This is a genomic window from Campylobacter sp. BCW_6467, from assembly GCF_001762855.1.
Classification (GTDB): domain Bacteria; phylum Campylobacterota; class Campylobacteria; order Campylobacterales; family Campylobacteraceae; genus Campylobacter_D; species Campylobacter_D jejuni.
On the sequence record NZ_MJXP01000049.1, the window covers coordinates 18,343 to 43,820 of the forward strand.

29 protein-coding genes and 1 pseudogene are annotated in these 25,478 nt (G+C 30.0%); 13 read left to right on the top strand and 17 right to left on the bottom strand.

The annotated features are described in order from the left end of the window. The first annotated feature begins 73 nt into the window (after positions 1 to 73). Together AJ888_RS07375 and AJ888_RS07380 are read left to right on the top strand one after the other, a co-directional pair. A complete protein-coding gene (locus AJ888_RS07375; RefSeq protein WP_002861598.1) occupies positions 74 to 817 on the top strand; it encodes an amino acid ABC transporter permease in 744 nt (247 codons plus the stop codon). Beyond that, positions 810 to 1,541 carry an amino acid ABC transporter ATP-binding protein gene (locus AJ888_RS07380; RefSeq protein ID WP_002861599.1) on the top strand — a complete coding sequence of 244 codons (732 nt, stop codon included), beginning with the start codon at positions 810 to 812 and terminating at the stop codon, positions 1,539 to 1,541. The genes AJ888_RS07375 and AJ888_RS07380 overlap by 8 nt, the downstream gene beginning before the upstream one ends. A 20-nt stretch (positions 1,542 to 1,561) precedes the next feature. Here the strand turns inward: AJ888_RS07380 and AJ888_RS07385 are convergent, their stop codons facing one another. The 4 genes from AJ888_RS07385 to AJ888_RS07400 form a co-directional block, all read right to left on the bottom strand. Then, on the bottom strand, positions 1,562 to 3,028 hold the full coding sequence (locus AJ888_RS07385) for an alanine/glycine:cation symporter family protein (RefSeq protein ID WP_002861600.1): 1,467 nt from the start codon (positions 3,026 to 3,028) through the stop codon (positions 1,562 to 1,564). Between the two features lie 103 nt (positions 3,029 to 3,131). Further along, positions 3,132 to 3,599 (bottom strand): tRNA (cytidine(34)-2'-O)-methyltransferase, encoded by a 468-nt coding sequence (locus AJ888_RS07390; RefSeq protein ID WP_002861601.1) that lies wholly within the window; start codon positions 3,597 to 3,599, stop codon positions 3,132 to 3,134. A gap of 2 nt (positions 3,600 to 3,601) precedes the next feature. Next, complete coding sequence (locus AJ888_RS07395) at positions 3,602 to 4,588, bottom strand: alanine racemase (RefSeq protein WP_002861602.1); 987 nt, start codon at positions 4,586 to 4,588, stop codon at positions 3,602 to 3,604. Next, entirely contained in the window at positions 4,589 to 5,566 is a 978-nt protein-coding gene (locus AJ888_RS07400) for a murein L,D-transpeptidase family protein (RefSeq protein ID WP_002861603.1), read from the bottom strand. Between the two features lie 156 nt (positions 5,567 to 5,722). On the opposite strand from AJ888_RS07400, the pseudogene AJ888_RS08970 reads away from it, so the two are divergent. The 4 genes and pseudogenes from AJ888_RS08970 (at position 5,723) to AJ888_RS07420 (ending at position 7,707) form a co-directional block, all read left to right on the top strand. Beyond that, positions 5,723 to 6,189 (top strand): annotated as a pseudogene (locus AJ888_RS08970) (hypothetical protein). An 85-nt stretch (positions 6,190 to 6,274) separates the two neighbouring features. Continuing rightward, a complete protein-coding gene (locus AJ888_RS07410) occupies positions 6,275 to 6,694 on the top strand; it encodes a copper chaperone PCu(A)C (RefSeq protein ID WP_002861604.1) in 420 nt (139 codons plus the stop codon). A gap of 3 nt (positions 6,695 to 6,697) precedes the next feature. Continuing rightward, a complete protein-coding gene (locus tag AJ888_RS07415; RefSeq protein ID WP_002861605.1) occupies positions 6,698 to 7,150 on the top strand; it encodes a hypothetical protein in 453 nt (150 codons plus the stop codon). Continuing rightward, entirely contained in the window at positions 7,147 to 7,707 is a 561-nt protein-coding gene (locus AJ888_RS07420) for an SCO family protein (protein WP_002861606.1), read from the top strand. The genes AJ888_RS07415 and AJ888_RS07420 overlap by 4 nt, the downstream gene beginning before the upstream one ends. Positions 7,708 to 7,713: 6 nt before the next feature. On the opposite strand, the gene cysM is transcribed toward AJ888_RS07420, so the two are convergent. From cysM to ciaB, 3 genes are all read right to left on the bottom strand, one after another. Further along, positions 7,714 to 8,613 (bottom strand): cysteine synthase B, encoded by a 900-nt coding sequence (gene cysM, locus AJ888_RS07425; protein WP_002861607.1) that lies wholly within the window; start codon positions 8,611 to 8,613, stop codon positions 7,714 to 7,716. Positions 8,614 to 8,739: 126 nt separating this feature from the next. Continuing rightward, complete coding sequence (locus tag AJ888_RS07430) at positions 8,740 to 9,036, bottom strand: HU family DNA-binding protein (protein ID WP_002861608.1); 297 nt, start codon at positions 9,034 to 9,036, stop codon at positions 8,740 to 8,742. A gap of 101 nt (positions 9,037 to 9,137) precedes the next feature. After that, positions 9,138 to 10,970: an invasion protein CiaB gene (gene ciaB, locus AJ888_RS07435; protein ID WP_002861609.1), complete on the bottom strand. Its 1,833-nt coding sequence runs from the start codon at positions 10,968 to 10,970 to the stop codon at positions 9,138 to 9,140. A gap of 61 nt (positions 10,971 to 11,031) precedes the next feature. On the opposite strand from ciaB, the gene AJ888_RS07440 reads away from it, so the two are divergent. Next, the gene (locus AJ888_RS07440) at positions 11,032 to 11,445 is read left to right on the top strand and encodes an acyl-CoA thioesterase (RefSeq protein ID WP_002853544.1); all 414 of its coding nucleotides are present in this window, start codon (positions 11,032 to 11,034) and stop codon (positions 11,443 to 11,445) included. 39 nt (positions 11,446 to 11,484) lie between these two features. Here AJ888_RS07440 and kcuS read toward each other — a convergent pair whose 3' ends face one another. From kcuS to AJ888_RS07485, 9 genes are all read right to left on the bottom strand, one after another. Further along, entirely contained in the window at positions 11,485 to 11,682 is a 198-nt protein-coding gene (gene kcuS, locus AJ888_RS07445) for a KCU-star family selenoprotein (protein ID WP_002867452.1), read from the bottom strand. Then, positions 11,663 to 13,774, bottom strand: a complete 2,112-nt coding sequence (locus AJ888_RS07450; protein WP_070296224.1) for a carbon starvation CstA family protein — start codon at positions 13,772 to 13,774, stop codon at positions 11,663 to 11,665. Before AJ888_RS07450 ends, kcuS begins: the two co-directional genes overlap by 20 nt. A 165-nt stretch (positions 13,775 to 13,939) precedes the next feature. Continuing rightward, positions 13,940 to 14,869, bottom strand: coding sequence for a ribose-phosphate pyrophosphokinase (locus AJ888_RS07455; protein WP_002861611.1), 930 nt, complete (start codon positions 14,867 to 14,869; stop codon positions 13,940 to 13,942). Between the two features lie 107 nt (positions 14,870 to 14,976). Continuing rightward, complete coding sequence (locus AJ888_RS07460; protein WP_002861613.1) at positions 14,977 to 15,636, bottom strand: amino acid ABC transporter permease; 660 nt, start codon at positions 15,634 to 15,636, stop codon at positions 14,977 to 14,979. A gap of 10 nt (positions 15,637 to 15,646) precedes the next feature. Beyond that, positions 15,647 to 16,399, bottom strand: a complete 753-nt coding sequence (locus AJ888_RS07465; RefSeq protein WP_002853332.1) for an amino acid ABC transporter permease — start codon at positions 16,397 to 16,399, stop codon at positions 15,647 to 15,649. Between the two features lies 1 nt (position 16,400). After that, positions 16,401 to 17,180: a bifunctional adhesin/ABC transporter aspartate/glutamate-binding protein PEB1a gene (gene peb1A / locus AJ888_RS07470; RefSeq protein WP_002861614.1), complete on the bottom strand. Its 780-nt coding sequence runs from the start codon at positions 17,178 to 17,180 to the stop codon at positions 16,401 to 16,403. A 21-nt stretch (positions 17,181 to 17,201) separates the two neighbouring features. Then, on the bottom strand, positions 17,202 to 17,930 hold the full coding sequence (locus AJ888_RS07475) for an amino acid ABC transporter ATP-binding protein (RefSeq protein ID WP_002853259.1): 729 nt from the start codon (positions 17,928 to 17,930) through the stop codon (positions 17,202 to 17,204). A 135-nt stretch (positions 17,931 to 18,065) separates the two neighbouring features. Continuing rightward, entirely contained in the window at positions 18,066 to 18,854 is a 789-nt protein-coding gene (locus AJ888_RS07480; protein ID WP_002861615.1) for a CheR family methyltransferase, read from the bottom strand. Between the two features lie 15 nt (positions 18,855 to 18,869). Next, entirely contained in the window at positions 18,870 to 19,424 is a 555-nt protein-coding gene (locus tag AJ888_RS07485; protein WP_002861616.1) for a CheB methylesterase domain-containing protein, read from the bottom strand. 163 nt (positions 19,425 to 19,587) lie between these two features. On the opposite strand from AJ888_RS07485, the gene rpiB reads away from it, so the two are divergent. The 6 genes from rpiB to ychF are packed head-to-tail and all read left to right on the top strand — an operon-like array spanning position 19,588 to position 24,065. Then, a complete protein-coding gene (rpiB, locus tag AJ888_RS07490) occupies positions 19,588 to 20,025 on the top strand; it encodes a ribose 5-phosphate isomerase B (protein WP_002861617.1) in 438 nt (145 codons plus the stop codon). Beyond that, positions 20,025 to 20,357, top strand: coding sequence for a membrane protein (locus AJ888_RS07495; protein ID WP_002853247.1), 333 nt, complete (start codon positions 20,025 to 20,027; stop codon positions 20,355 to 20,357). The genes rpiB and AJ888_RS07495 overlap by 1 nt, the downstream gene beginning before the upstream one ends. After that, complete coding sequence (gene apt / locus AJ888_RS07500) at positions 20,354 to 20,902, top strand: adenine phosphoribosyltransferase (RefSeq protein ID WP_002861618.1); 549 nt, start codon at positions 20,354 to 20,356, stop codon at positions 20,900 to 20,902. The genes AJ888_RS07495 and apt overlap by 4 nt, the downstream gene beginning before the upstream one ends. Positions 20,903 to 20,920: 18 nt before the next feature. Next, entirely contained in the window at positions 20,921 to 21,517 is a 597-nt protein-coding gene (locus AJ888_RS07505) for a DedA family protein (RefSeq protein ID WP_002861619.1), read from the top strand. Next, the gene (locus AJ888_RS07510) at positions 21,514 to 22,965 is read left to right on the top strand and encodes a leucyl aminopeptidase (protein WP_002861620.1); all 1,452 of its coding nucleotides are present in this window, start codon (positions 21,514 to 21,516) and stop codon (positions 22,963 to 22,965) included. Before AJ888_RS07505 ends, AJ888_RS07510 begins: the two co-directional genes overlap by 4 nt. Further along, positions 22,962 to 24,065 (top strand): redox-regulated ATPase YchF, encoded by a 1,104-nt coding sequence (gene ychF / locus AJ888_RS07515; protein ID WP_002861621.1) that lies wholly within the window; start codon positions 22,962 to 22,964, stop codon positions 24,063 to 24,065. Before AJ888_RS07510 ends, ychF begins: the two co-directional genes overlap by 4 nt. A 21-nt stretch (positions 24,066 to 24,086) precedes the next feature. Here ychF and argH read toward each other — a convergent pair whose 3' ends face one another. Beyond that, positions 24,087 to 25,469 carry an argininosuccinate lyase gene (gene argH, locus AJ888_RS07520; RefSeq protein ID WP_002861622.1) on the bottom strand — a complete coding sequence of 461 codons (1,383 nt, stop codon included), beginning with the start codon at positions 25,467 to 25,469 and terminating at the stop codon, positions 24,087 to 24,089. Positions 25,470 to 25,478 lie beyond the last annotated feature (9 nt).

Below are 25,478 nucleotides of genomic sequence, written 5' to 3' on the forward strand. Positions count from 1 at the left end.
AAATCTTTAGAGAAAATTCAAAGATATTTCTATAAAATCTTTTTTAAATAATTTCTCTGAAAAGGTTTACAAATTGAATCAGAAAAATATAAGAATTTTTGTTTTTTTTGTTATTATTATTTTATGGGGCTATTTTTCTTTCCCGATAGAAATATTAAAAATTCAAGATCCTAGTGGAGTTGTAAGCTATGGCTATACAGAAAATGCAAAAGCTTATTTAAAAAGTTATCTTATTACGCTTTTATTAACTGCTTGTGCTGTTATTATCGGAGTGATTATTGGTTTTAGCTTAGCTATTTTACGATTCTCTAAATTTAAAACACTTAATTTTATTATAGATGAATATATAGACATTATACGAGGAACACCAGTAATTTTACAATTGATGATTTTTGCTTTTGTAATTTTTACTTTTATAGATAACCTTTATGCAGCCATTCTTGCACTAGGACTTAATAGCTCGGCTTATATAGCAGAAATTGTAAGAAGTGGCATTAATAGTGTGGATAAAGGACAAATGGAAGCTGCAAGAGCAATGGGACTTGATTACAAAACTTCAATGAAAGAAATTATTCTTCCTCAGGCTACTAAAAACATTCTACCTGCATTAGCTAATGAATTTATTTCTTTATTTAAGGAAACTTCTGTTGTAGGATTTATTAGTGTTGTTGATATTACCATGCAAAGTCAAAGCTTGCAAGCCGTACTTTACAATCCAAAACCTATTATTTTCACTGGACTTGTTTATTACGTAAGTGTAAAAATTTTTAGTTATTTTGCAAAAAAACTTGAACTTAGGATGAATAAAAATGATTGAAGTTAAAAATTTACAAAAAAAATATGGAGAATTAGAAGTTTTAAAAAATATTAACACTACAATCTCAAAAGGCGATGTAATAGCTATCATAGGTCCAAGTGGAGGAGGAAAAAGTACATTTTTACGCTGCATCAATCGCTTAGAAGTAGCTGATAGTGGGGAAATTTTAATCAATAAGCAAAACATACTTGATAAAGAAATTGATATTAATAAGATCAGGCAAAAAGTTAGCATGGTATTTCAGCATTTTAATCTTTTTGCTAATAAAAATGTTATGGAAAATTTATGTTTAACGCCCATTAAAACAGGAATTTTAAGTCAAGAAGAAGCCATAAAAAAAGCAAAAATACTTCTTGCTAAGGTGGGTTTAGCAGACAAAGAAAATATAATGCCCCATAAGCTCTCTGGTGGACAAAAACAACGCATAGCTATTGCTAGAAGCTTGATGATGAATCCTGATGTTATTTTATTTGATGAGCCTACTTCAGCTCTAGATCCTGAAATGATAGGCGAGGTTCTAAGCATTATGAAAGATGTTGCAAAAGAAGGTTTAACTATGCTTGTGGTAACCCATGAAATGGGTTTTGCTAGAAATGTTGCCAATCGTATATTTTTTATGGATAAAGGAAAAATTGCTGTTGATGCAAGCCCTAAAGAAGTATTTGAAAATCCTAGCAATGAAAGATTGAGAGAATTTTTAAACAAGGTTTTAAATCATTCATAAGCCATTAAGGCTTATGAATTTTAATCCCAACATTCAGCGTTTTTAATTCCAAGTTTACTAGCGTTAAATTTAGGATCTATACCAGATTTTTGTTGCGTATTAAAATCTTTTAAAACTTTATTTACTATACCACCTAAAAGCAATAAAGATATAATATTTGTCGTTGCCATGAAAGCCATAGTCAAATCAGCCAAATTCCAAGCAAGTTTTAAATTCATTTGCGAGCCTATAAAAATCATAGCTACAGCTGTAATTCTAAACAAATTCATTACAAATTTGGAATTTGTTAAATATTTAACATTAGCTTGAGCATAATAATAATTTCCTATTAAAGAAGTTATTGCAAAAAGAACAATAGCTATAGTAATAAAATGGATTCCAAAGCTACCATAATACTCACGCATAGCTTCTTGAACTAAAGGCATTCCACCATCGATTTTACTTTCTCCAAGTCCTAAATATGCCATAGAAAAAAGAACTAAAAATCCAGAACTTGTACAAACAACAACATCAATTAAAACTGAAAAGGCTTGTATAACACCTTGTTTAGCTGGATGACTTGTCAAGGCTGCTGCAGCTGCATTAGGTGCCGAGCCCATACCTGCTTCATTTGAAAAAAGTCCTCTTTTAATCCCTATAACTAAAGCAGAACCAGCAAAACCACCAAAAATCGCTTTAAAATCAAAAGCACTTTGTAAAATCATATGAACCACAGAAGGAATTTTATCAAAATTCATTAAAACAGCAATCACGGCAAGTAAAACATAAGCTAAAGCCATAAAAGGAACAATTAAAGAACTAATTTTACCTATTTTAGTATGGTGAGAAAAAAACATCCATGCACCAAAAATAGTTAAAACAATACCAATAATCATTGGCCAAGAACTTGATGCAAAATCTACAGCAGCATTTGGATTAAACATATCATAATAAACTTTAAAAGACGAAGTCATTGTTTGACTTTGAAGTCCGTTAAATCCATAAGCATAAGTAATAATAAGAATAAAAGCAAAAAAAGCTCCAAAAAAATGTGAGCCTAAGGCTTTTTTTATATAATAAGCTGGACCACCTTTAAACCCGCCTGTATCATCTTTTGATTTGTAAACTTGAGCTAAGGTACTTTCAGCAAATGCTGAGGCACCACCAAAAAATGCCATAACCCACATCCAAAATAAAGCACCAGCTCCACCTGTAGCCAATGCCAAAGAAATTCCAGCGATATTTCCTATACCAACTCTAGAAGCAGTTGAGATCATCAATGCTTGAAAAGGTGAAATATGTTCTTTAGTGTGTCCTTCGTTTTTTTCTGTAAGAATTTTAAATACAGAACTCAACATACGAAACTGAACAAAGCGAGTTAAAAAACTATAATAAAGCCCACAAACAATAAGTAAAACTACCATAATAATGTCTGTATTTGGGACAATCTTATTAGCTATAATATCAGACGCTTTATTGGCAAAATCTAGTATAATATCTAAATTCATCCAAACTCCTCAAAAAATAATCTAAATTTTACTTTAACATAATTTTTATAAAAAGGACTTTATGATTTTATTTGTTTTAAGTTATTGTGTAAATTTGAAACTTTTAAGAAACAAAATTGCTAAAATTTTGTCTTAAGGCTTCATAAGAGATTATACCAACGCTTGTAGCTAAATTTAAACTTCTTCCATAAGATTTCATAGGTATAGTTATAGCATTTTCCCAATTTAATTGCATTAATTCCATAGGTAAGCCATAACTCTCACTTCCAAAGAATAAGAAATCATTTTTTTGAAATTCTGCATCAAAATAAGCTTTTTGACTCTTAGTTGTTGCGAAAAAAAAGCGATTTTTATAAATAATATTTTCATTTAAAAATTCTTCAAGATTCTCCCAAATAATAGGCTCTAATTTATCCCAGTAATCAAGTCCTGCTCTTCTAACAGCCTTTTGAGAAATATCAAAAACAGTTGGTTTAACAATATGAAGTTTAAAACCAGCATTAAAACACATTCTACCTATACTACCTGTATTTTGCGGTATTCTAGGGTGAATTAAAACTATATTAAACATGTTTATACTAGAACTCTTTGAATGTTAGGGTTTAATTTTACTAAAATTTCATAGTTAATAGTATGAAAAAAATCAGCCCAAATATCAGCATCTTTAAACACGCAAATTTCCTCACCAGAATTTTCACAAGAAAAACTATCCATTGACATCTTTCCAAGTATTACTTTTCCATTTCCAAGCACTAACTCCCCTTTTCCATTGTAACGGAAAAGACCATCAGCATAACCCAAATCATAAGTTGCTACTTCCATATCCTTTGCAGCAGTAAAAATGCCTCCATATCCTATACTCTGTCCTTTTTGTAAAATCCTTTGACTTAATCTATGAGCATACAAACTTAAAACTCTTTTTAAATTTGATTCCCCATATCCAAATTGAACAAGCCCAACTCTACAATATTCATCTTCAGGAATTTTCCCTCTAAATAATGCTGCAGAATTATGCGAATGAAATAATAAATTTGAAAAATATTTTTTTACTATCTTTTTAGCTTTTTGAAAATTTTCTTTTTGAACAAAAAAACTTCCATCCATTTCATCTGCACTAGCAAAATGTGTAAACATTCCAGTAAGTTTTAAATCACTACTTCGAATAAGATTTATAGCATGCTCTAAATTTTCTACACAAATTCCGTTGCGATGCATGCCTGTATCTATTTTTAGATGTATTTTTATATCTTGCTTGTATTTTTTTACTTGAGAAATATCATTTAAAGCATAAATAAATCGAGAATTTTCATTGCCATGAGGACGATGTGATAGTATTAATATATTCTCAAAAAATTCTTCGATTTCTTGAGCTTCTTCTTCACTCTTAACAGCAACAAAAGAAACTCCTAAATTTTTGGCTAATGGAGCTAAAAGCTTAGCTCCATGTCCATATGCATTATCTTTAAAAACGCAAATTAATCTTTGAAAACTCCCTATTTTTTTAGCAATATGTCTTAAATTATATTCATAAGCTTTTTGATCAATTTTTATTAAAGACATTTATTGCTCTGCTAAAATTTTCATTTTACCTTTACTATCTATCTTAACGTATAAAATTTTATCGCCTCTAAACTGATAGTTTTTAGTGTAATAATCCTCATAAAATGAAATTCTATACATAGTTTCATTTTCTAAATTCGGATAAGGGCTGATATTAATATCTGAAAATTTAATCTTTTTATCTTCTTTACGAGAAAAAATAGATTTTTTCATGGAAGCAAACTGTTCAAATTTCATTTTATCAAAACGTTTAAATTCTTGCTCATCATAAAAACTTAAATAGGTATTAGTATCACTATTTGTCCAAGCTAGTTTCCATGTAAAAAGATCAGCCAATAAACTAGCTATTTGATCCTTTTTAGCTCTAGTTTTTTCTTTTTCTTCTGTCATAACAAAAACTTTTTTGTCTTGCACAACTTGTGCAAATTTCTCCAAATTGTTATTAAATAAAGCAATACACCCTCTTGTTTTAAATTCATCAAGTCTAGAACCATCTAAAGGATAGCCATGGATCCAAATACCACCACCTGTTTTTCCTTGTACTTTATCAAGTAAATTTGGATAAGTTGTAGCAAAAGCAAAGGGACCATAATAAGGATCACCTGGATTAAACTTACGACCTAGCTCATAAAAACCTACTGGCGTTTTCAAATCTCCTTCTATTTTTTTATCGCCCATTAATCCAGTTATTATTTCTTTTTGTTCAAAATCTTTTCTTATTTTTCCATCCTCGTAAGAATAAACACGGAGAATTTTATCTGTTTTATTTGCAAGCACGATAGCAACATTATCATCATAATATCCGAGTGAAATATTTTTATCTCCTATTTCACTTAACCAAAAATCCTTTTGAGTTAATTCTTTTTCAATCGCTACGCCAACAGCATCTAACCCTTGATTAAGATAAATTTTAACAAGATCTGAGGCATGTAACATCAATGAAGAAAGTGTAATTAATAAAGTAAGTCGTTTTAACAATGTTTTTCCTTAGGTATTTCAAAATTTTTTAAGTCAAAAATGTTTGTGATTATAATATTTTTTTTCTTAAAAAATATTAATTATATTAATAATGCGACCTTATTTATGATATAATTTTTATAAATCATAAAGGCTTGTTTTAAAAGGTTGTCTATAGTGATAAGAAATTTTTTTATAGAAATGTCTTTTTTAGGCATTTTGTTTTTGGCTTTTTATGTATTATATGATAAAAAGAAAGTATATTTAGCTTAAATACATGCCAAGATCTAGCTTGTGACTTAAATTCACAAGATTGTGTTTTTTCTTTATAATAAAAAAATATTGAAGTTTCAGCCTACCTAAAACCTATAAAAATTTTCAATAAAACTACTATAAAAATTAAAAATTCTCCTCATTATTCTAATTTAAAGATTGAAATTTATAGTTTAAATTCCTAAATATAGGCGATATCATTCCTAAATTTATATAGTTAATGGTGGTATTCTTGTAAATTTTATAGATAAAAGTATTACCGATGATTCTAGATTTAGGGTTGAATTTTTAAACAATAATGCTCCAACTGGTTTTTTCTTTGATTGTGATGTTACTATGCAAAAAATTTTCAAACAGGTAACACACATTGAAAGATTTTAAAAAATTTATATTCAAATAAAAATATTTTTTGATATAATGAACAAATGTTTAATGTTATAAAAATAAGGATGCAATATGAAAAAAATTCTTCTCTTAGGCGCTCTTTTTGCTGTAAATCTTTGGGCTGTTAATGATATAGAGGTAAAAAATGCCTTTGTAAAACAAACTCCACCTCATGCGCAAAATAGTGCTATTTTTCTTACCATTTTTAATAATACTGATAAAGATATTGCTTTAATAGGTGTCAAAAGCGATATCAGTGAAGCAAGTGAACTGCATACACATATACATAAAGATGGAAAAATGATGATGCAAAAAATTCCTGAAATTATTATAAAAGCTCATTCAAGCACAGAACTTAAATCAGGAAGTTACCATATAATGCTTTTAAAACTAAAAAAACCTATTATTAAAGATACGAAGGTAAAGTTAGATTTAAAATTTAATAATCACAAAACCATAGAGTTAAAAAATATTGATTCTAAAGAATTTTAATTAATGAGAAAAATTATTTTTATCCTAGCTTTTGCTTTTGTTATTGCTACTTTATATATTATTTTTGATTTTTATATAATAAAAGATTCTCAAAAAATAACAAAAGCTGATTTTTCCACCCCATTGACTTGCGATCTTAATGTTAAAGACTGCACATATAGTTTTAATAATAAAGAAGTCTTAATTTCCCTAAATCCCAAACCCTTACAATCTTTAGATGTTACAAATCTAAAGATTGTAAATCTAGGAAATTATAACAACTTAGGAATTAAAATTTATGGATTAAATATGTATATGGGTGAAATTAAGCCTAAAATACATCGATTAAATTTAACAGACTATGAAAGCAAAATAGTTCTTGCTACTTGTGTTTTAGATACTATGCGTTTTAGGGTAGAATTTATGGATAATAATAAACCCATAGGGTTTTATTTTGATTTTGAGCTAAAAAAATGAAAAAAAATATTATTTTATTTATAGTTATAGTTGCCATTATTTTAGGTGTAATATTTTTTATTAAAAATCATCAAAATTCTTATGATTTTATTTTGAAATCAGATTTAAAAGAGGAAGCCACCCTAAAAGATTTTAAAGGAGATAAGCTTATTATCTATTTTGGATACACTTATTGCCCTGATGTTTGTCCGGCAACTCTTAGTTTAGTAGGCAAAGCCTTAAAGCAAATCAATAATCCTAAGGCTCACCTTCTTTTTATTTCTTTAGATCTAAATAGAGATAATAACTTAAGTAATACAAACGAATGGTTACGATACTTTTACCCAAAAGCAGATGCTTTAATTGCAAAAGATGAAAAAACTCTTCAAAAAATAACAAAACAATATAATGTTCAATATCAAAAAATAGATCTAAATGATTCTTTTATGGGTTATTCTATAGCACATAGCAATATGCTTTATCTTATTAATGAAAAAGGTCATTTTTATAAAGAAATTAGCGATTTAAATCCACAAGAAATTTTAAGAGAACTTAGAATTTTTCTAAATTCTCAATAATTATACTTAAGCAAAAAGATCAGTTGAGAGATATCTTTCAGCCGTATCGTTTAGCATAGTTAAAATTCTTTTATCTGGAAATTTCTTTGCTAGCATACTTGCGGCAAATACATTTGCTCCACTTGATATACCTACCATTAAACCACTTTTGGCAAGCTCTTTGGCTGTATTTATAGCATCTTCATTGCTTACCGTGATCACTTCATCTATAACTTCTTTATTTAGAATAGCAGGTATAAAATTCGCCCCTATTCCTTGTATTTTATGGCTTCCCGCTTCACCTTTGCTAAGCAATGGAGAATTTAGAGGCTCGACTCCAACAATATGCACTTTTTCTAATTTTTCTTTTAGTATTTCCCCAACTCCACTAATAGTACCGCCAGTTCCAAAACCAGCTACAAAAATATCAAGTTTATTATCCAAATCTCTTAAAATTTCTAAAGCCGTATTCTTACGATGCGCATTTTTATTTGAAATATTTTCAAATTGAGAAATCATAAAAGAATTTGGAGTATTTAACAATATTTCATTTGCTTTATCAACCGCTCCTTTCATTCCTAAATTCGCAGGAGTTAATTCTAACCTAGCGCCAAAGAGTGTTATCATTTTTCTTCTTTCTAAACTCATAGATTCAGGCATTACAGCAATAAATTTAAGTCCCAAATCTGCACAAATCATAGCCAAAGAAATTCCAGTATTTCCACTAGTTGCTTCAACTATTGTAGTATCTTGATTAATTTTTTTACTATCTAAAGCATCTTTAATCATTTCAAAAGCTGCTCTATCTTTTATAGAATGACTAGGATTTAAAAATTCACATTTAGCAAAAACATTGATACCAAATTTTTTTAAATGCATAATGGGAGTATTTCCTATAAGCTCACTTACTTTTTCATGTACTTTCATAATTTTAATATCCTTTTTTATTTAATAATGATAGTTTTATAAAAGTTTAAAAAAATAAAGTAAATAAAAGATGCAAAATATCCGAATCAATCAAGAAAGAAGGCTAGAATTTATCTAGCCGAAGTTTTATTTTTTCTTTTTGTTGCTTGCTTTTGCAACAGCTTCTTTAAGGTTTTTACCTACCTTAAATTTTGCAACTCTTGTAGCAGGAACTTTAATTGTTTTTCCTGTGCTTGGTACTCTAGCTTCTCTAGCAGCTCTTTCTTGAGTTGAAAAAGTACCAAAACCAATAAAACTGATGCTATCACCTTTAGCTAAAACATCAGTAATAGTAGAAATAACTGCATCAGTAGCAGTAGTAGCGTCTTTTTTTGTTAGCCCAGCTGTTTGAGCAACTAATGAAATGAAATCTGCTTTAGTCATAAAAGCTCCTTTGTTTTAATTGAAACGCCTAATTTTAGCATATTTAAAAAACAATATCAAGTAAAAAACAGCTTTTTTTAAGTTTTTTTCAAAAAACTTTATTATTTTTTCTTATATCTTTCAAATTCTCCGCTATTATCAATTTCATTACCAATTTTCTCGTATAAATCATAATAAAATTTAACAAATTCTTTACACTTAGGCATAATAGGAAGAAAAATATCATCTTCAATTTCACAAAATCTACTTAAAAACTCTTTTGCATCAAGTCTTAAAGCATAGTGTTTTGCCAATTCATGATAATTTTTTAAAGTTAGTTCTTTAAATTTTTCATAATGCCCTAAATCAAAATTTATCTTCAAATTATTATTTTCAAAAATCAATACTTCACTTTCAAAAAGCAAACTAAGATGAATAAGTCCTTCTGTATAATAAGGTCTAACTTCATCAACCCTTTGCCAAGAAATAAGTCCAATAGCCCTTTTTATAAGTTCATGAAAAACAGGCATTATCAAGTCATCTTGTTCATGATAAAAGAAATTTATAAGTCCACCTGCAGTAGCTTTATATTCTTCTATATTTTTAAAAAAACCACTCTGATTCATTGTTTTTTCAGTATCATTAGCAATAAAAAACATATGACCAAATTCATGACCTATGGTCGATACTTCATAAACCCTTTTCCAAATTTTTTCCTGATAAAATAAAATATTTCTTCCAAAATCCAAAAATTCTTTATCAAAAACCTCGCTAGAAATTTTCATAAAAGGCTTTGTTTTAGCATTTTCATATACAAAATTTATAAAGGCAAATATTTTTTTACCCGCCCTAGAACTTATAAACTCATCATTTGGAACGACTTGAGCTGAAAATAAACCTTTAAGTTCGGCACCATAAAATATCATCGGAGTGCAAATATAAAGTTGAGTTTTTTCTATATTAGATAAAACTTCTTTTTCCAAGTCACAATCTTCAAGTCCTATATTTTTATAAACATATTCAAAACTTTCCTTAATCTCACTACCAAATTTCAAAACATCAAAATCATTCTCATCTTCTATTCTTATATCCCATTCTAATGCCACCGCATGAGTATAATTATCTTCATAATATTCTAAAGGATGTCCCACTTGTAAAGGTGATTTTACTTTCATCCAAGCAAATTCAGCCTCTTGCCAAGCTTTTATAATTCTATCTTCATCTTTTTCGCAAAACGCTAATTTTAATTTTTCAAAATATTCTATATAAGCTTTTTCCTCTTCGTTACTAGCAAATGTTTTAAGCTGATCAATCATATTTTCAAAAGCAAATTCTAATTTTAAAATTTCATTCTCGAAAAATCTCGCATAAGGAACAAATTTCCATAAATTTCCTATTCTAACTAAAACACCATAACTTCGCTCACAAATTTCTCCTTCTGAAGTTTTTTGATATAAATGATTTTTACGCAAAAATTCCATTGCATCATCTAAATTTGGAAATTGAGTAGATAAAATTTTATTATTTTTTTCTATAATTTCTTTAGTCCAAGAAATTTCAAAAATATTCATAATTAAACCTATATTATGCACTCCTTGTATTAAGGACTGATAAAAATTATTTAAAAGCTTTTTCTCTTTTATTTCATTAATTAAATTTTGATGTTCTTTTTCGTAAAACTTTCTAATCTCTTCATAGAACTTATGTTTTAACTCTATAATCTTATCTTCCTTAAAGTTGTTTTTTTTCCATTCTTGAACTAAATTTTCTTCTTTTAAATCAACCAAACGCCTAAGTATGGCTAGCATAGTTGTTTTATCTTGTTTTAATTCGCTTAAAGAAATCAAAGATCTAAAATACTCGCCCACATCTTCTTTGTCTAAAAACTCATATAACGCATTATTTCTTTCTTTGTATTTTCTAACCAATTTAGCTATTTCTTTAAAATTATTCATACTTTTATTCTCCTTTTTAACTTTTTTAATTATAATTCATTTTTTAAAATAAGGAGTAAAAATGAGAGATATGGGAGAACCAAAATTAAAAATTGTAGCCATGCCAAGCGATACAAATCCAGCGGGAAATATTTTTGGCGGATGGATACTTTCACAAATCGATTTAGCAGGAGCTATCGCAGCAAGAGAACTTTCTCCTGAACGCGTTGTAACAATCTCTATGGATAAAGTAGTTTTTAAAGAACCTGTTTTTATAGGCGATATAATTTCTTGTTACTCTAAAGTTGTAAATGTGGGCAACACTTCAATCAGCGTTGAAGTAGAAGTCACAGCTCAAAGAGTGGATTCTCAAGGTTGTACTTCTTGCATTAATGTAACTTCGGCTTTAGTAACTTATGTAAGTGTTACAAGAGATGGAAAGAAAAAGCCTATTAGCGAAGAACTTAAAAGAATTCATGGCTTTTTAAATGCTTAAAGCTTATTTTGTATGATAAAACTTTATCCTTTAAGCTTATCAGCATTTATTTAAACCTCCACTATTATATTTTTTATCTAGACATTCTTTGAAAAATTCCCCTCTGGTTTTTGGAATTTTTCCTGGATGTTTTTGTTTCATGTGTTCTAAATACTTATCATAACTAGAAAGTCCCACCAAGGGATGAAAAAACCTTTCGGCTTTTTCATAATAATACTTAAATTTTTTGAAATTCATCAATCTTAATATACTTAGTTTCTTTAAGAGGAATTTTAATTTTACCTAAACAAATTCCTATACAAGAAATTATAACAAGCAAGGTGGCTATCATAAAGAACACACAAAGAATTGCATTAAGTAAATTTCCAACTTTACTTTGAGTGGCTATTAAAATTTCTTTTTTAATTGTAGAAATTTCTTTTTCATCTTTAGTATTATTTAATTTAAATTCTAAATCTTTAATTTTTTGACTTTGTATGCTAACGGCGGCTACATGACTTACCGCATTTGCTACTTTATTGCCTTCTTTATAAGGCATAATTTTTTGAATTCCTCCATACAGAGTTGCCACTAAGACAAATACCGCAGGTATTAAAGTAACCCAAGTATATCTTGCCTTGCCCATTTTTACAAGTATAGTTGTAGCAAGAAGCAAAGCCATACCCGCAAGCATTTGATTGCTCACGCCAAAAAGAGGCCAAAGCGTATAAATTCCCCCCTTAGGATCAATGGCGCCTTGATAAAGAAAATATCCCCAACCTGCAACACTTAAAGCCGTAGCCAAAAGTCCAGCTAGATAATTATGAATATCTCCTAAAGGTTTATAAACATTACCCAGTATATCTTGCACCATAAAACGACAAGCCCTTGTTCCAGCATCTACCGCTGTTAAAATAAATAAAGCTTCAAACAATATAGCAAAATGATACCAAAAAGCCATCAAATCCACGCCGCCAAAAAGTTCATGCAAGATCAAAGCTACACCTATAGCAAAAGTTGGAGCTCCACCTGTTCTTGAAAGTATAGTATGCTCTCCTATATTTGTAGTCAAAGTAGTAATTTCTTCAGGAGTAATGCTAAATCCCCAACTTGAAATGGTTTGTGCTACACTTACAACATCTGTTCCTATCAAAGCAGAGCTTGAATTTATAGCAAAATAAAGACCTGGATGTAAAATACAAGCACAAATTAAAGCCATAATCGCCACAGCACTTTCAGCAAGCATAGAGCCATATCCAACAGCTAAGGCATGAGTTTCGTTTTCAAGCATTTTAGGAGTAGTTCCACTAGAAATCAAAGCATGAAAACCACTGATCGCACCACAAGCAATGGTAATAAATAAAAATGGAAATACTCCACCTGCAAATACTGGACCTGTTCCATCAAAATACTGAGTATTTGCTTTTGGCATTTGCAAATCAGGAGTAACCAAAACAATAGCTACAGCCATTACCACAATAACACCGATTTTCAAAAAAGTTGAAAGATAATCTCTTGGAGCAAGTAAAAACCACACAGGTAAAACAGAAGCAATAAAGCCATAAGCCATCATAACAACTGCTAAAGTTGGAGCTTCTAAAGTAAATATTTTAGCCCAATAAGGATCAGCAGCTACAACGCTACCATAATGAATAGCCAAAATTAAAAGCACAAAACCTATTATAGAAGCCTCCCCTACTCTACCTGGGCGGATAAAACGCATATAAATTCCCATAAATATTGCTATAGGAATAGTCATTGCGATAGTAAATAAACCCCATGGAGATTCTGCTAAAGCTTTTACAACCACCATAGCTAAAATGGCAATAATAATAAGCATAATGCCAAAAATCGCCATCATAGCAACTCCACCTGTAAATTTACCCATCTCATCCTTAATCATCTCGCCAAGACTTCTACCTTTTCTACGAGTAGATATAAAAAGAACAACAAAATCATGCACAGCACCCGCTAAAACTCCTCCTACTAAAATCCAAAGCATAGAAGGCAAATATCCCATTTGAGCAGCCAAGATAGGTCCTACTAATGGACCTGCTCCTGCAATAGCAGCAAAATGATGTCCAAATAATACAGCCTTATTTGTAGGCACAAAATCACGCCCATCATTTTCTACAAGCGCCGGTGTTGCGCGATTTTTATCAAGTTCTAAAACCTTATAAGCTACAAAATGCCCATAAAATCTATATCCTATCATATAAATACATACAGCAACAACCACCAAATAAATCGCTGATACACTTTCGCCATTTTTTAAAGCTAAATAACCAAAACAAATAGCGCCTAAAGTTGCAACAAGCAACCATAAAATTTTAGTACTTAACTGAGTCATATTTCTCCTAAGAAAATAAAATATTTTCAAAGAATAACAGATTTATAGATTAAATTGTATAGAAAGATGTTTAGTTTTTTCACATTTTTAAAAAATATATATTTTTTGTTTCTTTAAGTAGCATAAAAATGAAAAGCTTAAAAACAATCTTTAAGCTTTTTTAATCTAAATAAAGAGAGAATTTACACTTTCGTTATGATAAACACGACGTATTACTTCAGCAAAAACAGATGTAACACTTAATACTTTAATATTTGGTAATTGCTCTTTTAAAGGTATGGTATCTGTTACTACAAGCTCATCTAAAGCTCCACTTGCTATTCTCTCATAGGCTTTTCCACTTAAAACTGCATGAGTACAGCAAGCCATAACAGATTTTGCACCTTTTTCTTTTAAAGCTTCTGCAGCTTTAACTATAGTGCCAGCAGTATCAATAATATCATCTACTAGGATAACTTCTTTATCTTTTACATCTCCAATGATGTTCATTACTTCACTTTCATTGGCTTTTTCGCGACGCTTATCAACTATAACTATATCAAGTCCTAAATGCTTTGCAACACTCCTAGCTCTTGCAACACCGCCTATATCTGGACTTCCTATAATAGCATTTTTAAAATGTTTGGCTTTAATATAATCATTAAAAACTATACTTCCATAAAGATTATCTACTGGAATATCAAAAAAACCCTGAATTTGTCCTGCATGCAAATCTATCGTAGCTACGCGATCAATCCCAGCTGCCTGAATCAAATTAGCCACAAGTTTAGCAGTAATTGGCACTCTAGGATTTGCTTTTCTATCTTGTCTCGCATAGCCAAAATATGGGATAATAGCCGTAATCGAATTTGCACTTGAGCGACGCAAAGCATCTGTAAGAATTAAAAGTTCCATTAAATTATCGTTTGTAGGAGCACAAGTACTTTGAATAATAAAAACATCCTTTCCGCGTACGCTCTCATCAATTTGAACACTAATCTCCCCATCACTAAACCGTTTTACTCCAGCATCACTTAAAGGCAGGGAAAGATATTTAGAAACTTGTCTTGCAAATTCCACATTAGCTGAGCCTGAAAAAATTTTATAACCTCGCATAAAAAACCTTAATCAATAAAATTATGAATTAATACAAAGGATTTTAATAAAAAAAATGTTAAAAACTGCTGTAAATTTAAAAAGCTTATATAAAAATATAAGCTTTTTTAAGAAATGTAAGCTGTCTTTTTAGCATAATATCTTACCAACATAGAAAGTGAAAAACATATTATAAAATAAATTCCCGCAACAACACCTATCATCGCTAAAATTTCTTCAAAACTTCTTAGTTTTGCCAATATAGTTTTTGAATTATAAGTAAGTTCAGCTATACCTAAACCCGCTAAATAAGCTGTATCCTTTACAGTGGTTACAATTTGAGATAATAAAGCAGGTATTATTTTTCTAAAAGTTTGTGGTAAAATAATATAAAAAAGAGTAAAAAATTTACCAAAACCTTGAGAATAAGCTGCTTCAAACTGACCTTTTGGTATAGAATTTAATCCACCTCTAATAATTTCAGCCATAACCGAACTCGTATAAAGTGAAAATCCTATAGTACCCCAAAAAGCTTGAGGAAATTGTCCAAAAAATACAGGTAGAACAAAACAAGCTGCAAGCATCCATAATAATAAAGGAGTATTTCTAAAAATATCTATATAGCAAGCTGCTAAAAATTTACTTAATCTATCCCCATAATTTTTAGTTATAGCTAAAAAAGTTCCAAAAACAATCGAAATAATACAAGTTGCTAAGGCTATTTTTAATGTCAGAAATAAACCTTGCATTAAAAATTCAATATTTTGTGCATTAAAAACATTTTCCATTAACAACCCTTTATCTCGTTAAATGTGCTTTTTTTAATTTATTTTCATAAGCCTTTGCAAAATAAGCCAAAGGATAACAAATTATAAAATATAAAACCGCTGCAAATATATAAGCTGGCGCATAATTTCCATAATCAGCTGCATAACTATCAGCAGAATGCATTAACTCAGCTCCACCTACAATAAGCAATACAGAGGTATTTTTGATTAAATTTACCATTTGATTTGTCATCGGTGGTAAAATAATTCTAATGGTTTGAGGTACTATGATATAACGCATTTGCTGAATATAAGTAAACCCTTGAGAAGCAGAAGCTTCAAACTGACCTCTTGGCACAGCCAAAATTCCACTTCTAACCACCTCGCTTACATAAGCTCCGTGATAAGCCCCAACACCCAATACACCAATAGTAAATATATCAAGTCTTATACCTAAAACAGGCAAGGCATAAAACAAAAAGAAAATTTGTATTACCAAAGGAACATTTTGAAAAAGCTCTACGTAAATTCTAGTGTAGGCTCTGATAATTTTAAATCTACTTGTAGCCATAACTCCGCCTATAGTTCCAAAAATTGTAGCTATAAGCAAAGCAAGAATGCTTACTTCTAAAGTATAAATAAAACCATTAATAAAAGCATCTTTATTATCCAAAGCATCTAAAAATTTCCATACCGCAAAAGGGCTTATACTATTTTCATCATATAAACCCCAAGAAGTAAGAATTTGTCTCAAATGTTCAACAAAACCTACACTTTCATTCATATTATAAACCCCATTTTTTCGCTAAAGCATCAATTTCACTTTTATGTTCTTTTACAAAATCATCAACATATTTTGCAAAAGCTGGATCATCTTTTTTGGTTACAATACCATAACTTTGTGGTTCAAAACTATCTGGCAAAATTTCACTTTTATCATCCACATAGCCTAACAATATTGATTTGTCTACAGAAAACGCATCAACTCTTTTAGCATCTAAAGCAGCTTTTATACTTGGATAATCAGGAAATTCACTAAATTTAACATCAATGCCAATTTTTTTAGCAGCTTCACCTATAGCTTTTTTTGTAGTTGCAGCTTGAGCCACTCCAATATTTGCACCTTTCATATCAGCTAAAGATTTATAATTTTTTTCTTTTAAGACTAAAAGCCCTATAGCATCTTGATAATAAGGCTCTGAGAAATTATAAATTCTTTTTCTCTCTGGAGTAATAGTAAAAGTTGCTATCACTGCATCTACACTACCATTATCAAGCAAAGGGCCTCTTGTTTTAGCATTAACTGCAACTAGTTTTATTTTTTTATCATCACCTAGTATACTTTTAGCTAGCAATTTGGCAACATCTACTTCGAAACCTTTAATTTCACCTGTTGCTTGATCAAGTAAAGCATAATGCGGAACATCATTTTTAACACCAACTATTAATTGTCCTTTAGATTTAATAGACTCAAGTTTACCTTCTGCTGCATTAGCATTACTAAATGCAACACAAGCACCTAGAGCAAAAACTGCCAACTTTAACAAAGATTTTCTAAAAACCATTTTTTCTCCTTTCAATTTTGGTTAATTTTTAAGAATTTTCCCTAAAAAGAGTCGCGCTCTTTCGGTTTTTGGATTTGAAAAAAATTCACTAGGAATATTTTCTTCCACAATAGCACCATCTTCCATAAAAATAATCCTATCTGCTACTTCTTTTGCAAAACCCATTTCGTGTGTAACAACCACCATGGTAGTATTGCTTTGATGTGAAATTTCTTTCATTACATCTAAAACCTCTTGTATGGTTTCTGGATCAAGGGCTGAAGTAGGTTCATCAAATAAAATATAGGGTTTTTTAGTACAAAGTGATCTTGCTATAGCAACGCGTTGTTGTTGTCCGCCTGAAAGGGTTGCTGGATAAACATTTGCTTTATCCAGCAAACCTACAACTTTTAAATACTTAAAAGCTGTTTCTTCAGCTTCTTTTTTAGATTTTTTTTGAAGTTTCATTGGAGCTAAGGTCAAATTTTGCAAAACCGTCATATGTGGATATAAATTAAAATGCTGAAAAACCATTGCACAATATTTTCGGCAAATTTCAATTTTATTTTTATGATTTAAAACAAGATTGTTAACTACGACCTCTCCTGAACTAACTTCTTCAAGCCCATTCATGCAACGGATAGTTGTACTTTTTCCACTTCCACTTGGACCTATAATAACAAGCTTCTCACCTTCTTTAACAGAAAGATTAATATTCTTTAGAACATGATGAGTTCCGTAGTATTTATTTACATTTTTTAATTCAATCAAGTTTTTTCCTTTATTTTTAGCTAAATATAAAATTAATTGAAATTATTTTATCATTAAATAAAGAAAACTACTTCAAAATGTAACTTATTTTTACTAATAAATTTCCAAAGTGTAACTTTTAGTAATTTTTAGAATTTATACTTTTTCATAGTAAACACCTCTTGGAGAGAAAATCTTTTTAAAATAAATAGTCTCTGGAATTAAATCAGCATTGCCAACATAAAGCCTTCCTTTATCATTTAAAATTCTATGAAATCTCTCCATAAGTTTTAGTTTTGATTCATGATCAAAATAAATAATCATATTTCTAGAAGCTATAATATCAAATTTTCCCAATCTTGAAAATTTTTCTTCAAAAACATTGCAAAGTTCAAATTTACAAGTACAAAGCTCATTTTTATTAATAGTATAAAATTTATCTTCGCTTTCTAAAAAAAACCTTCTTTTTTCACTCTCGCTCAATCGCTGTAAAGTTCTTCCTTGATATTTTCCAAGTTTTGCTTTTTCGATTACGCTTGAATTGATATCAATGCCTAAAATATACATATCTTTAATAAAATTCTGTGTAGCCAATAATGCCAAAGAATATACCTCTTCTCCACTTGAACAAGGGGCGCTTAGGATATTTACTCTCTTTTCTAAGCTTTTGGCATAATAAATTATTTCTTTCAATTGAGCCAATTCTCTTAAAAAATAAGTTTCACCTATGGTTACAAAATCTAAAGTTTCTTGTTTAAGTTGTCTATTGCTTTTTAATTTTCCCAAAAATTCGGAAAAATTTTTAGTATTAGTTCCTTCAAGAAATTTATTCAACTTTAAAGCTAGTATATTTTTTTTATCGGTTAAATCAATACCGCTCATTTCGTTGATAATTTTTATAAATTCATTAAGTTCTAATTCGCTAGGAGTTATTTTTTTTTCCATGTAATTTTCCTTTTATTAATCCTGATCAATAAAATTTATAATTTCTTTTTTAATTTCTTTTAAGCTCATAGGTTTTAAATGTGGATTCATATCTTTTGCTCTTTTTGGCATACCATAAACGACGCTATCTGCCTCATTCTCACATAAACATCTAACCCCTGTTTTATAAAGCTCAAATAAACCTTTTGCGCCATCATCTCCCATACCCGTTAAAATAATAGCAAGTATTTTATTTGTTTTTGCCAAAGAAACAGCGGAATGAAAAAGCAAATCTACACTTGGCTTAAAACTTGATACCACATCTTGCCAAGAGGCTACAATATTTAAATTTCCAGATAAAATAGTATTTTTAGGGCAAATATAAATTTTATTGCTTAATATCTCTTTATCGTTCAATAAGCACACTTCACTAAAAGCCTCCTTATTAAATTGCCCCACAAAAGATGGAATAAAACTAACACTCATGTGTTGAGCTATAACTACACAAGTATTTTTTATATCAATATCCTTTAAAAGAAATTTAAGCTGATTAGGACCACCTGTTGAAGATCCTATGAGTATGAGCTTCATTTTCTTCTCCCCTTAATTTATTGAAATTTTATTTTTCTTGTCGCAAATTCTAACATATATAAAGAAAAATAAAGCTTATTTTTAAAAAAAGAAAAGCTGTTTTTATGATTTAATATGATAAGATTAGATTTTTATCTTATTTTATATAGTAATTAGGAAACCAATGCTTAGGGAAAAAATTTATATTGCTAGTGATCATGCTGGTTTTGAATTAAAAGAAAAAATTTGCGTATTTTTAAAAGAAAAAAATATAATTTTTAACGATTTAGGAACAAACACTTGCGCAAGCTGTGATTATCCTGATTATGCACATTTACTTGCCGAAAAAATAGACAAACGAAGCTTTGGCATTCTTATTTGTGGAAGTGGAATTGGAATTTCTATTGCAGCAAATCGTCATAAAAACATTCGCTGCGCATTATGCCATGAAAGCTTAAGTGCGGAACTTGCAAGAAGACATAATGATGCCAATGTTTTGGCATTAGGTGGAAGATTAATCGGGATTGAATTAGCTACAGATATTATAGAAAAATTCATTCAAACTCCTTTTGAAGAAGGGAGACATATGCAAAGAATTCAAAAAATTGAGGTAAAAATATAATGTTTACAAACTGGCTTGTTTTAACTATATTAATTTGTGCAACTATCTATCTGATTGTAATGTTGTTTTACTATAAAACTCTACTTAATAAAGAAAAAACATCAAAAGATTTTATCAAAAACAATCTTGATGATACTGAGATTGTTATTAGAAAACTACAAATCCAACTTCAAAGAAGTCTTGGAAATATAGATATACTCACAGAAGAGCTTAATAAAATCAAAGCAGACCTTACATCTTTAAGAACTAGAAATTCTCAATATCGTTTAGAAAATGACAAACTAAGACAAAGAATTAAAGAATTAGAAGCAAAAATCGAGGCATTATTATGATAAAACTAACACAAGAAGAACAAAAATACCTGCTTGATAGCATTAGAATTATTCCTGATTTTCCAAAAAAAGGAATTATTTTTAGAGATATTACCACTCTACTAAATAACAAAGAGGCTTTAAATTTTCTACTTAAACATTTAAAAGAACGCTACAAAGATTACAATCTAGACTTCATAGCAGGAACAGAAAGCAGAGGATTTATCTTTGCATCTATGATTTGTGCAAAACTTAATCTTCCTTTTGTACCTATTAGAAAACCTGGAAAACTCCCTTTTGAAACCTTTAGCTGTGAATATGATCTTGAATATGGTAGCGATAAAGTAGAACTTCATAAAGATGCATTTAAAAATATTCAAAATGCAAAAGTTTTACTTGTAGATGATTTAATAGCAACCGGCGGAACAGCTATAGCTTCGTATGAACTCATTCAAAAAGCTGGAGCAAAATGCGTTGAAGCTTGTTTTTTAATGAATCTTAAAGATTTAAATGGAGCAAATAAACTTGAAAAGCTTACTTCAGTTTATAGTGTTTTAGAAATTTAAAACTATAGAAAGGCACAAATGGAAGAATTTTTAAAAAATTTACTTTACCAATACAAAGATCTAGCATATATTATTATTTTTTTATGGTGTATTTTAGAAGGGGAGTTGGCTTTAATTTTGGCAGGTATTTTTGCCCATCAAGGACATGTAAATTTAGGCTTTGTTATATTTATAGCAGGACTTGGTGGTTTTGTAGGCGACCAAATTTATTTCTATATAGGAAGATATAATAAACGCTACATACAAAAAAAATTAAAAACCCAAAGGCGTAAATTTGCAGTAGCGCACTTACTTTTACAACGTTTTGGTTGGCCTATTATTTTTATACAACGTTATATGTATGGCTTTAGAACCATTATACCTATGAGTATAGGAGTCACGCGTTATAGTGCAAAAAAATTTGCTATTATCAATCTTTTTAGTGCTTGGGTTTGGGCATCAATCACTATACTTTTAGCTTGGTATTTTGGAGAACAAATTTGGAAGATGGTGACTTGGGCTGAAGAACATTGGTATTATGCAGCCATTATTATTATAGCTTTTTTATCCCTTTTATTATTTGGTTTTAAACAAATGGAAAAAGCTATACTTAAAGATAAAAGGAAAAAATCATGAAATTTGAATTAAACGATAAAAAACTAGATGCTATAAAAGCAGACTTTGAACTTATTTTTATACAGGATAAAAATTTAAAAAATTTTAACAAAGAAAAAGATTTTTTTAAACTTAATAATTACAAAGGCGAAGGTGTATTACTAGACTTAAACAATAAAAAGCTTTATTTAGAGCTTAAAAGCCTTGCTTATGAGGATATAAGATTAAGTCTTTGCACAGCATATAAAACTCTTGAAAAGCTTAATATAAAAAGCGTAAAACTTCCTAGCATAATAGGAGATTGTGTAGTTAGAAGTTTTACATCTTTAGTTGAAGGCGTACTTTTTGGAGCTTATAAATTTGACAAATATAAAAGCGAGAAAAAAACAAGCACTTTGGAAAAATTTATTATTTCAAGCGAAGAATTAAATGGTAAGAAATTTAATAAAGATGAAGCTAAGATAGGCTTGGAGCGTGGAGAAATTTTAGCTAATGCCACAAATTTTACTAAAAATATAGTCAATGAAATTCCTGAAATTTACACCCCTTTAAAAATGGCAGAAGATGCGCAAAATTTAGCTAAAGAAAATAAAAACATTATTTGTAAAATTTATGATGAAAAATTTTTGGCCAAAGAAAAAATGAATGCTTTTTTGGCAGTCAATCGTGCCTCGGTACATCCACCACGCCTCATTCATCTAAGCTATAAAGCCAAAAATGCAAAAAAACGTGTTGTATTTGTTGGAAAAGGCTTAACTTACGATAGCGGTGGATTAAGCTTAAAACCAGCTGATTTTATGCTTACAATGAAAGCTGATAAAAGCGGTGCAGCAGCAGCAATGGGGATCATAAAAGCCGTAGCCGAGCTTGCTTTAGATTTAGAAGTACATTGTATTTTAGGTGCAACTGAAAATATGATAGGTGGCAATGCTTATAAGCCTGATGATGTGTTAATCAGTCGCGAAGGCGTAAGTATAGAAGTAAGAAATACAGATGCAGAAGGACGCTTGGTTTTAGCTGATTGTCTTTCTTTTGCACAAGATTTAAAACCTGATTTACTTATCGATATGGCAACACTTACTGGAGCTTGTGTTGTAGGACTTGGAGAATTTACAAGTGCTATTATGGGAAACAATGAAGAATTGCAAAATGATTTTTATCTAAGCTCTAAAAAAAGTGGAGAATATACTACAATCTTACACTTTAACCCCCACTTAAGAGAACTTATAAAATCAAATATTGCCGATATTAGCAACACTGCCTCTAGTCGCTATGGAGGCGCAATTACCGCGGGGTTATTTTTAGATAAATTTATTCGTAAAGAATATAAAGACAAATGGTTACATCTTGACATAGCAGGACCTGCTTATACGGAAAAATCTTGGGGATATTCTAGTTTTGGTGCAGGTGGAGCTGGAGTTAGAATGTGTGTTAATTATCTAATTCAAATTTTAAGGAAAGCTAAATGAGTTTAAGCGTAGGTATAGTAGGACTTCCAAATGTTGGCAAATCAACGACTTTTAATGCTTTAACTAAAGCACAAAATGCCCAAAGTGCAAACTATCCTTTTTGTACCATAGAGCCTAACAAAGCCATGGTTGAAGTTCCTGACTTAAGACTTAATGAACTTGCTAAAATCGTAAAACCTGAAAGAATTATACATTCTTTAATAGAATTTGTAGATATCGCTGGACTTGTTAAAGGTGCAAGTAAGGGTGAAGGCTTAGGAAATAAATTTCTTTCAAATATACGCGAAACTGAGGTTATTTTACACATAGTGCGTTGTTTTGATGAAGAAAATATCACCCATGTTGAAGGTGGAGTTAATCCTTTGCGTGATGTAGAAATTATCAATACAGAGCTTATTTTAGCAGATATTGAACAACTGAGTAAAAAAATAGAAAAACTCACCAAAGAAACCAAAGCCAACCAAAAGGGTGCTAAAGAAAGCCTCGAACTTGCAAATTCTTTACTTGATCATTTAAACAAAGGCTTAGCTGCAAGTTCTTATCCTGAAAAAGAAAGCGAAATTTATCAAGCCTTAATCAAAGAATTAAGACTGCTTTCTGCTAAAGAAGTGATTTATGGTGCAAATGTTGATGAAAATGGTATTAGTGAAGATAATGATTATGTAAAAGCTTTAAAAGAATATGCTAAAAAAAATGATCATGAAGTTATCAAGCTTTGTGCAAAAATCGAAGAAGAATTAGTAGGATTAAGTGATGAAGAAAGTCGTGAATTTTTAAGTTCTCTAGGAGTTAACGAAAGCGGTCTTGATCAAATCATACGCACTGCTTTTACTAAGCTTGGACTGATCAGTTATTTTACCGCTGGTGTAGTTGAAGTGCGTTCTTGGACAATCAAAAAAGGCTGGAAAGCACCAAAAGCAGCGAGCGTGATTCATAATGACTTTGAAAAAGGCTTTATAAAAGCTGAAGTTATTTCCTATGAAGACTATATCCAATACAAAGGCGAAAATGGCGCCAAAGAAGCAGGAAAGCTACGCCTTGAAGGAAAAGACTATATCGTTTTAGATGGCGATGTAATGCATTTTAGATTCAATGTTTAGGCAAAATAGCCTAAACAATATTTATATTTTTTTAATAAATTCTTGTAAAATTTGAATTTGCTTTTCTACGCTTGTAGTAGAACTTGAGCCTTCACTTTGTTTAGAATTTAAAGAAATTTCAAAATTTAAAAGCTCTATAGCTTTTTCATCAAATATAGGATCTATTTTTGAAAGATCTTTAATTTCGCTTATATCAATGCCTTGTATTTCAGCTTGTGCAACAACATTTCCTACTATAAAATGTGCCTTTCTAAAAGGAATATTTTTTTCACGCACTAAATAATCCGCCAAATCAGTAGCCAATAAATGACCTTTTTTGCAAGCATTAAGCATATTTTCTTTATTAATTCGTATTTCTTTTAACATTGCATTTAAGATGATTAAACTATCTTTAGCGGTTTTTACACTATCAAAAAGCCCTTCTTTATCTTCTTGCATATCTTTATTGTAAGCTAAAGGTAGAGCTTTCATTATAGTTAAAAGAGAAATCAGATTTCCATAGACACGCCCTGTTTTTCCGCGTATAAGTTCACAAACATCGGGATTTTTTTTCTGAGGCATGATAGAACTTCCTGTTGAAAAACTATCACTTATGGATATAAAAGAAAATTCCGAACTTGAAAATAAAATCATTTCCTCGCAAAGTCTTGAAGTGTGTGTAAAAATAACTGCTATATCATAAAGTAAATCAAGAGCAAAATCTCTATCACTCACTCCATCCATAGCATTTGGCATAATATCTTTAAATCCTAAAATTTTAGCGTTCAACTCACGATTGGTGGCATAGCTTGTTCCTGCACACGCACAAGACCCAAGTGGCGAAAAATCAGCGAGTTCTAGACTATTTTGCAAACGCTTAATATCTCGCATTAGCATAAAAGCATAAGCTAAAATATAAAAAGAAAAACTCACAGGCTGAGCGTGTTGTAAATGTGTAAAACTTGGCATAATAGTTTTTTTATGCACTTTGGCATGTTCGAGCATGGTTTGAATCAATTCTTTTAAAAGCTTTATAAGTTCAATATGAGATTTTTTGACAAAAAGTTTAAAATCAGTAGCCACTTGATCATTTCTACTTCTTGCAGTATGAAGTCTTCCACCAATTTCACTACCTATAAGCTCACTTAAACGCTTTTCTATAGCCATATGAATATCTTCATCTTTAATATCAAAAATAAATTTGCCTTGCTCTATTTCACTTCTAACCTGCTCTAAACCTTTTATAATAGCATCTAATTCTTCTTTTTTTAAAATACCACAACTTTCAAGCATTGTAGCGTGTGCTATAGAACCTTGTATATCTTCATTGAACAAAGTTTTATCTACATTTAAACTTGCATTAAATTCTTTTAAAAGCTCATCACTTGCACTACTAAAGCGTCCTGACCACATTTCATTTTTCATTTAAATGCC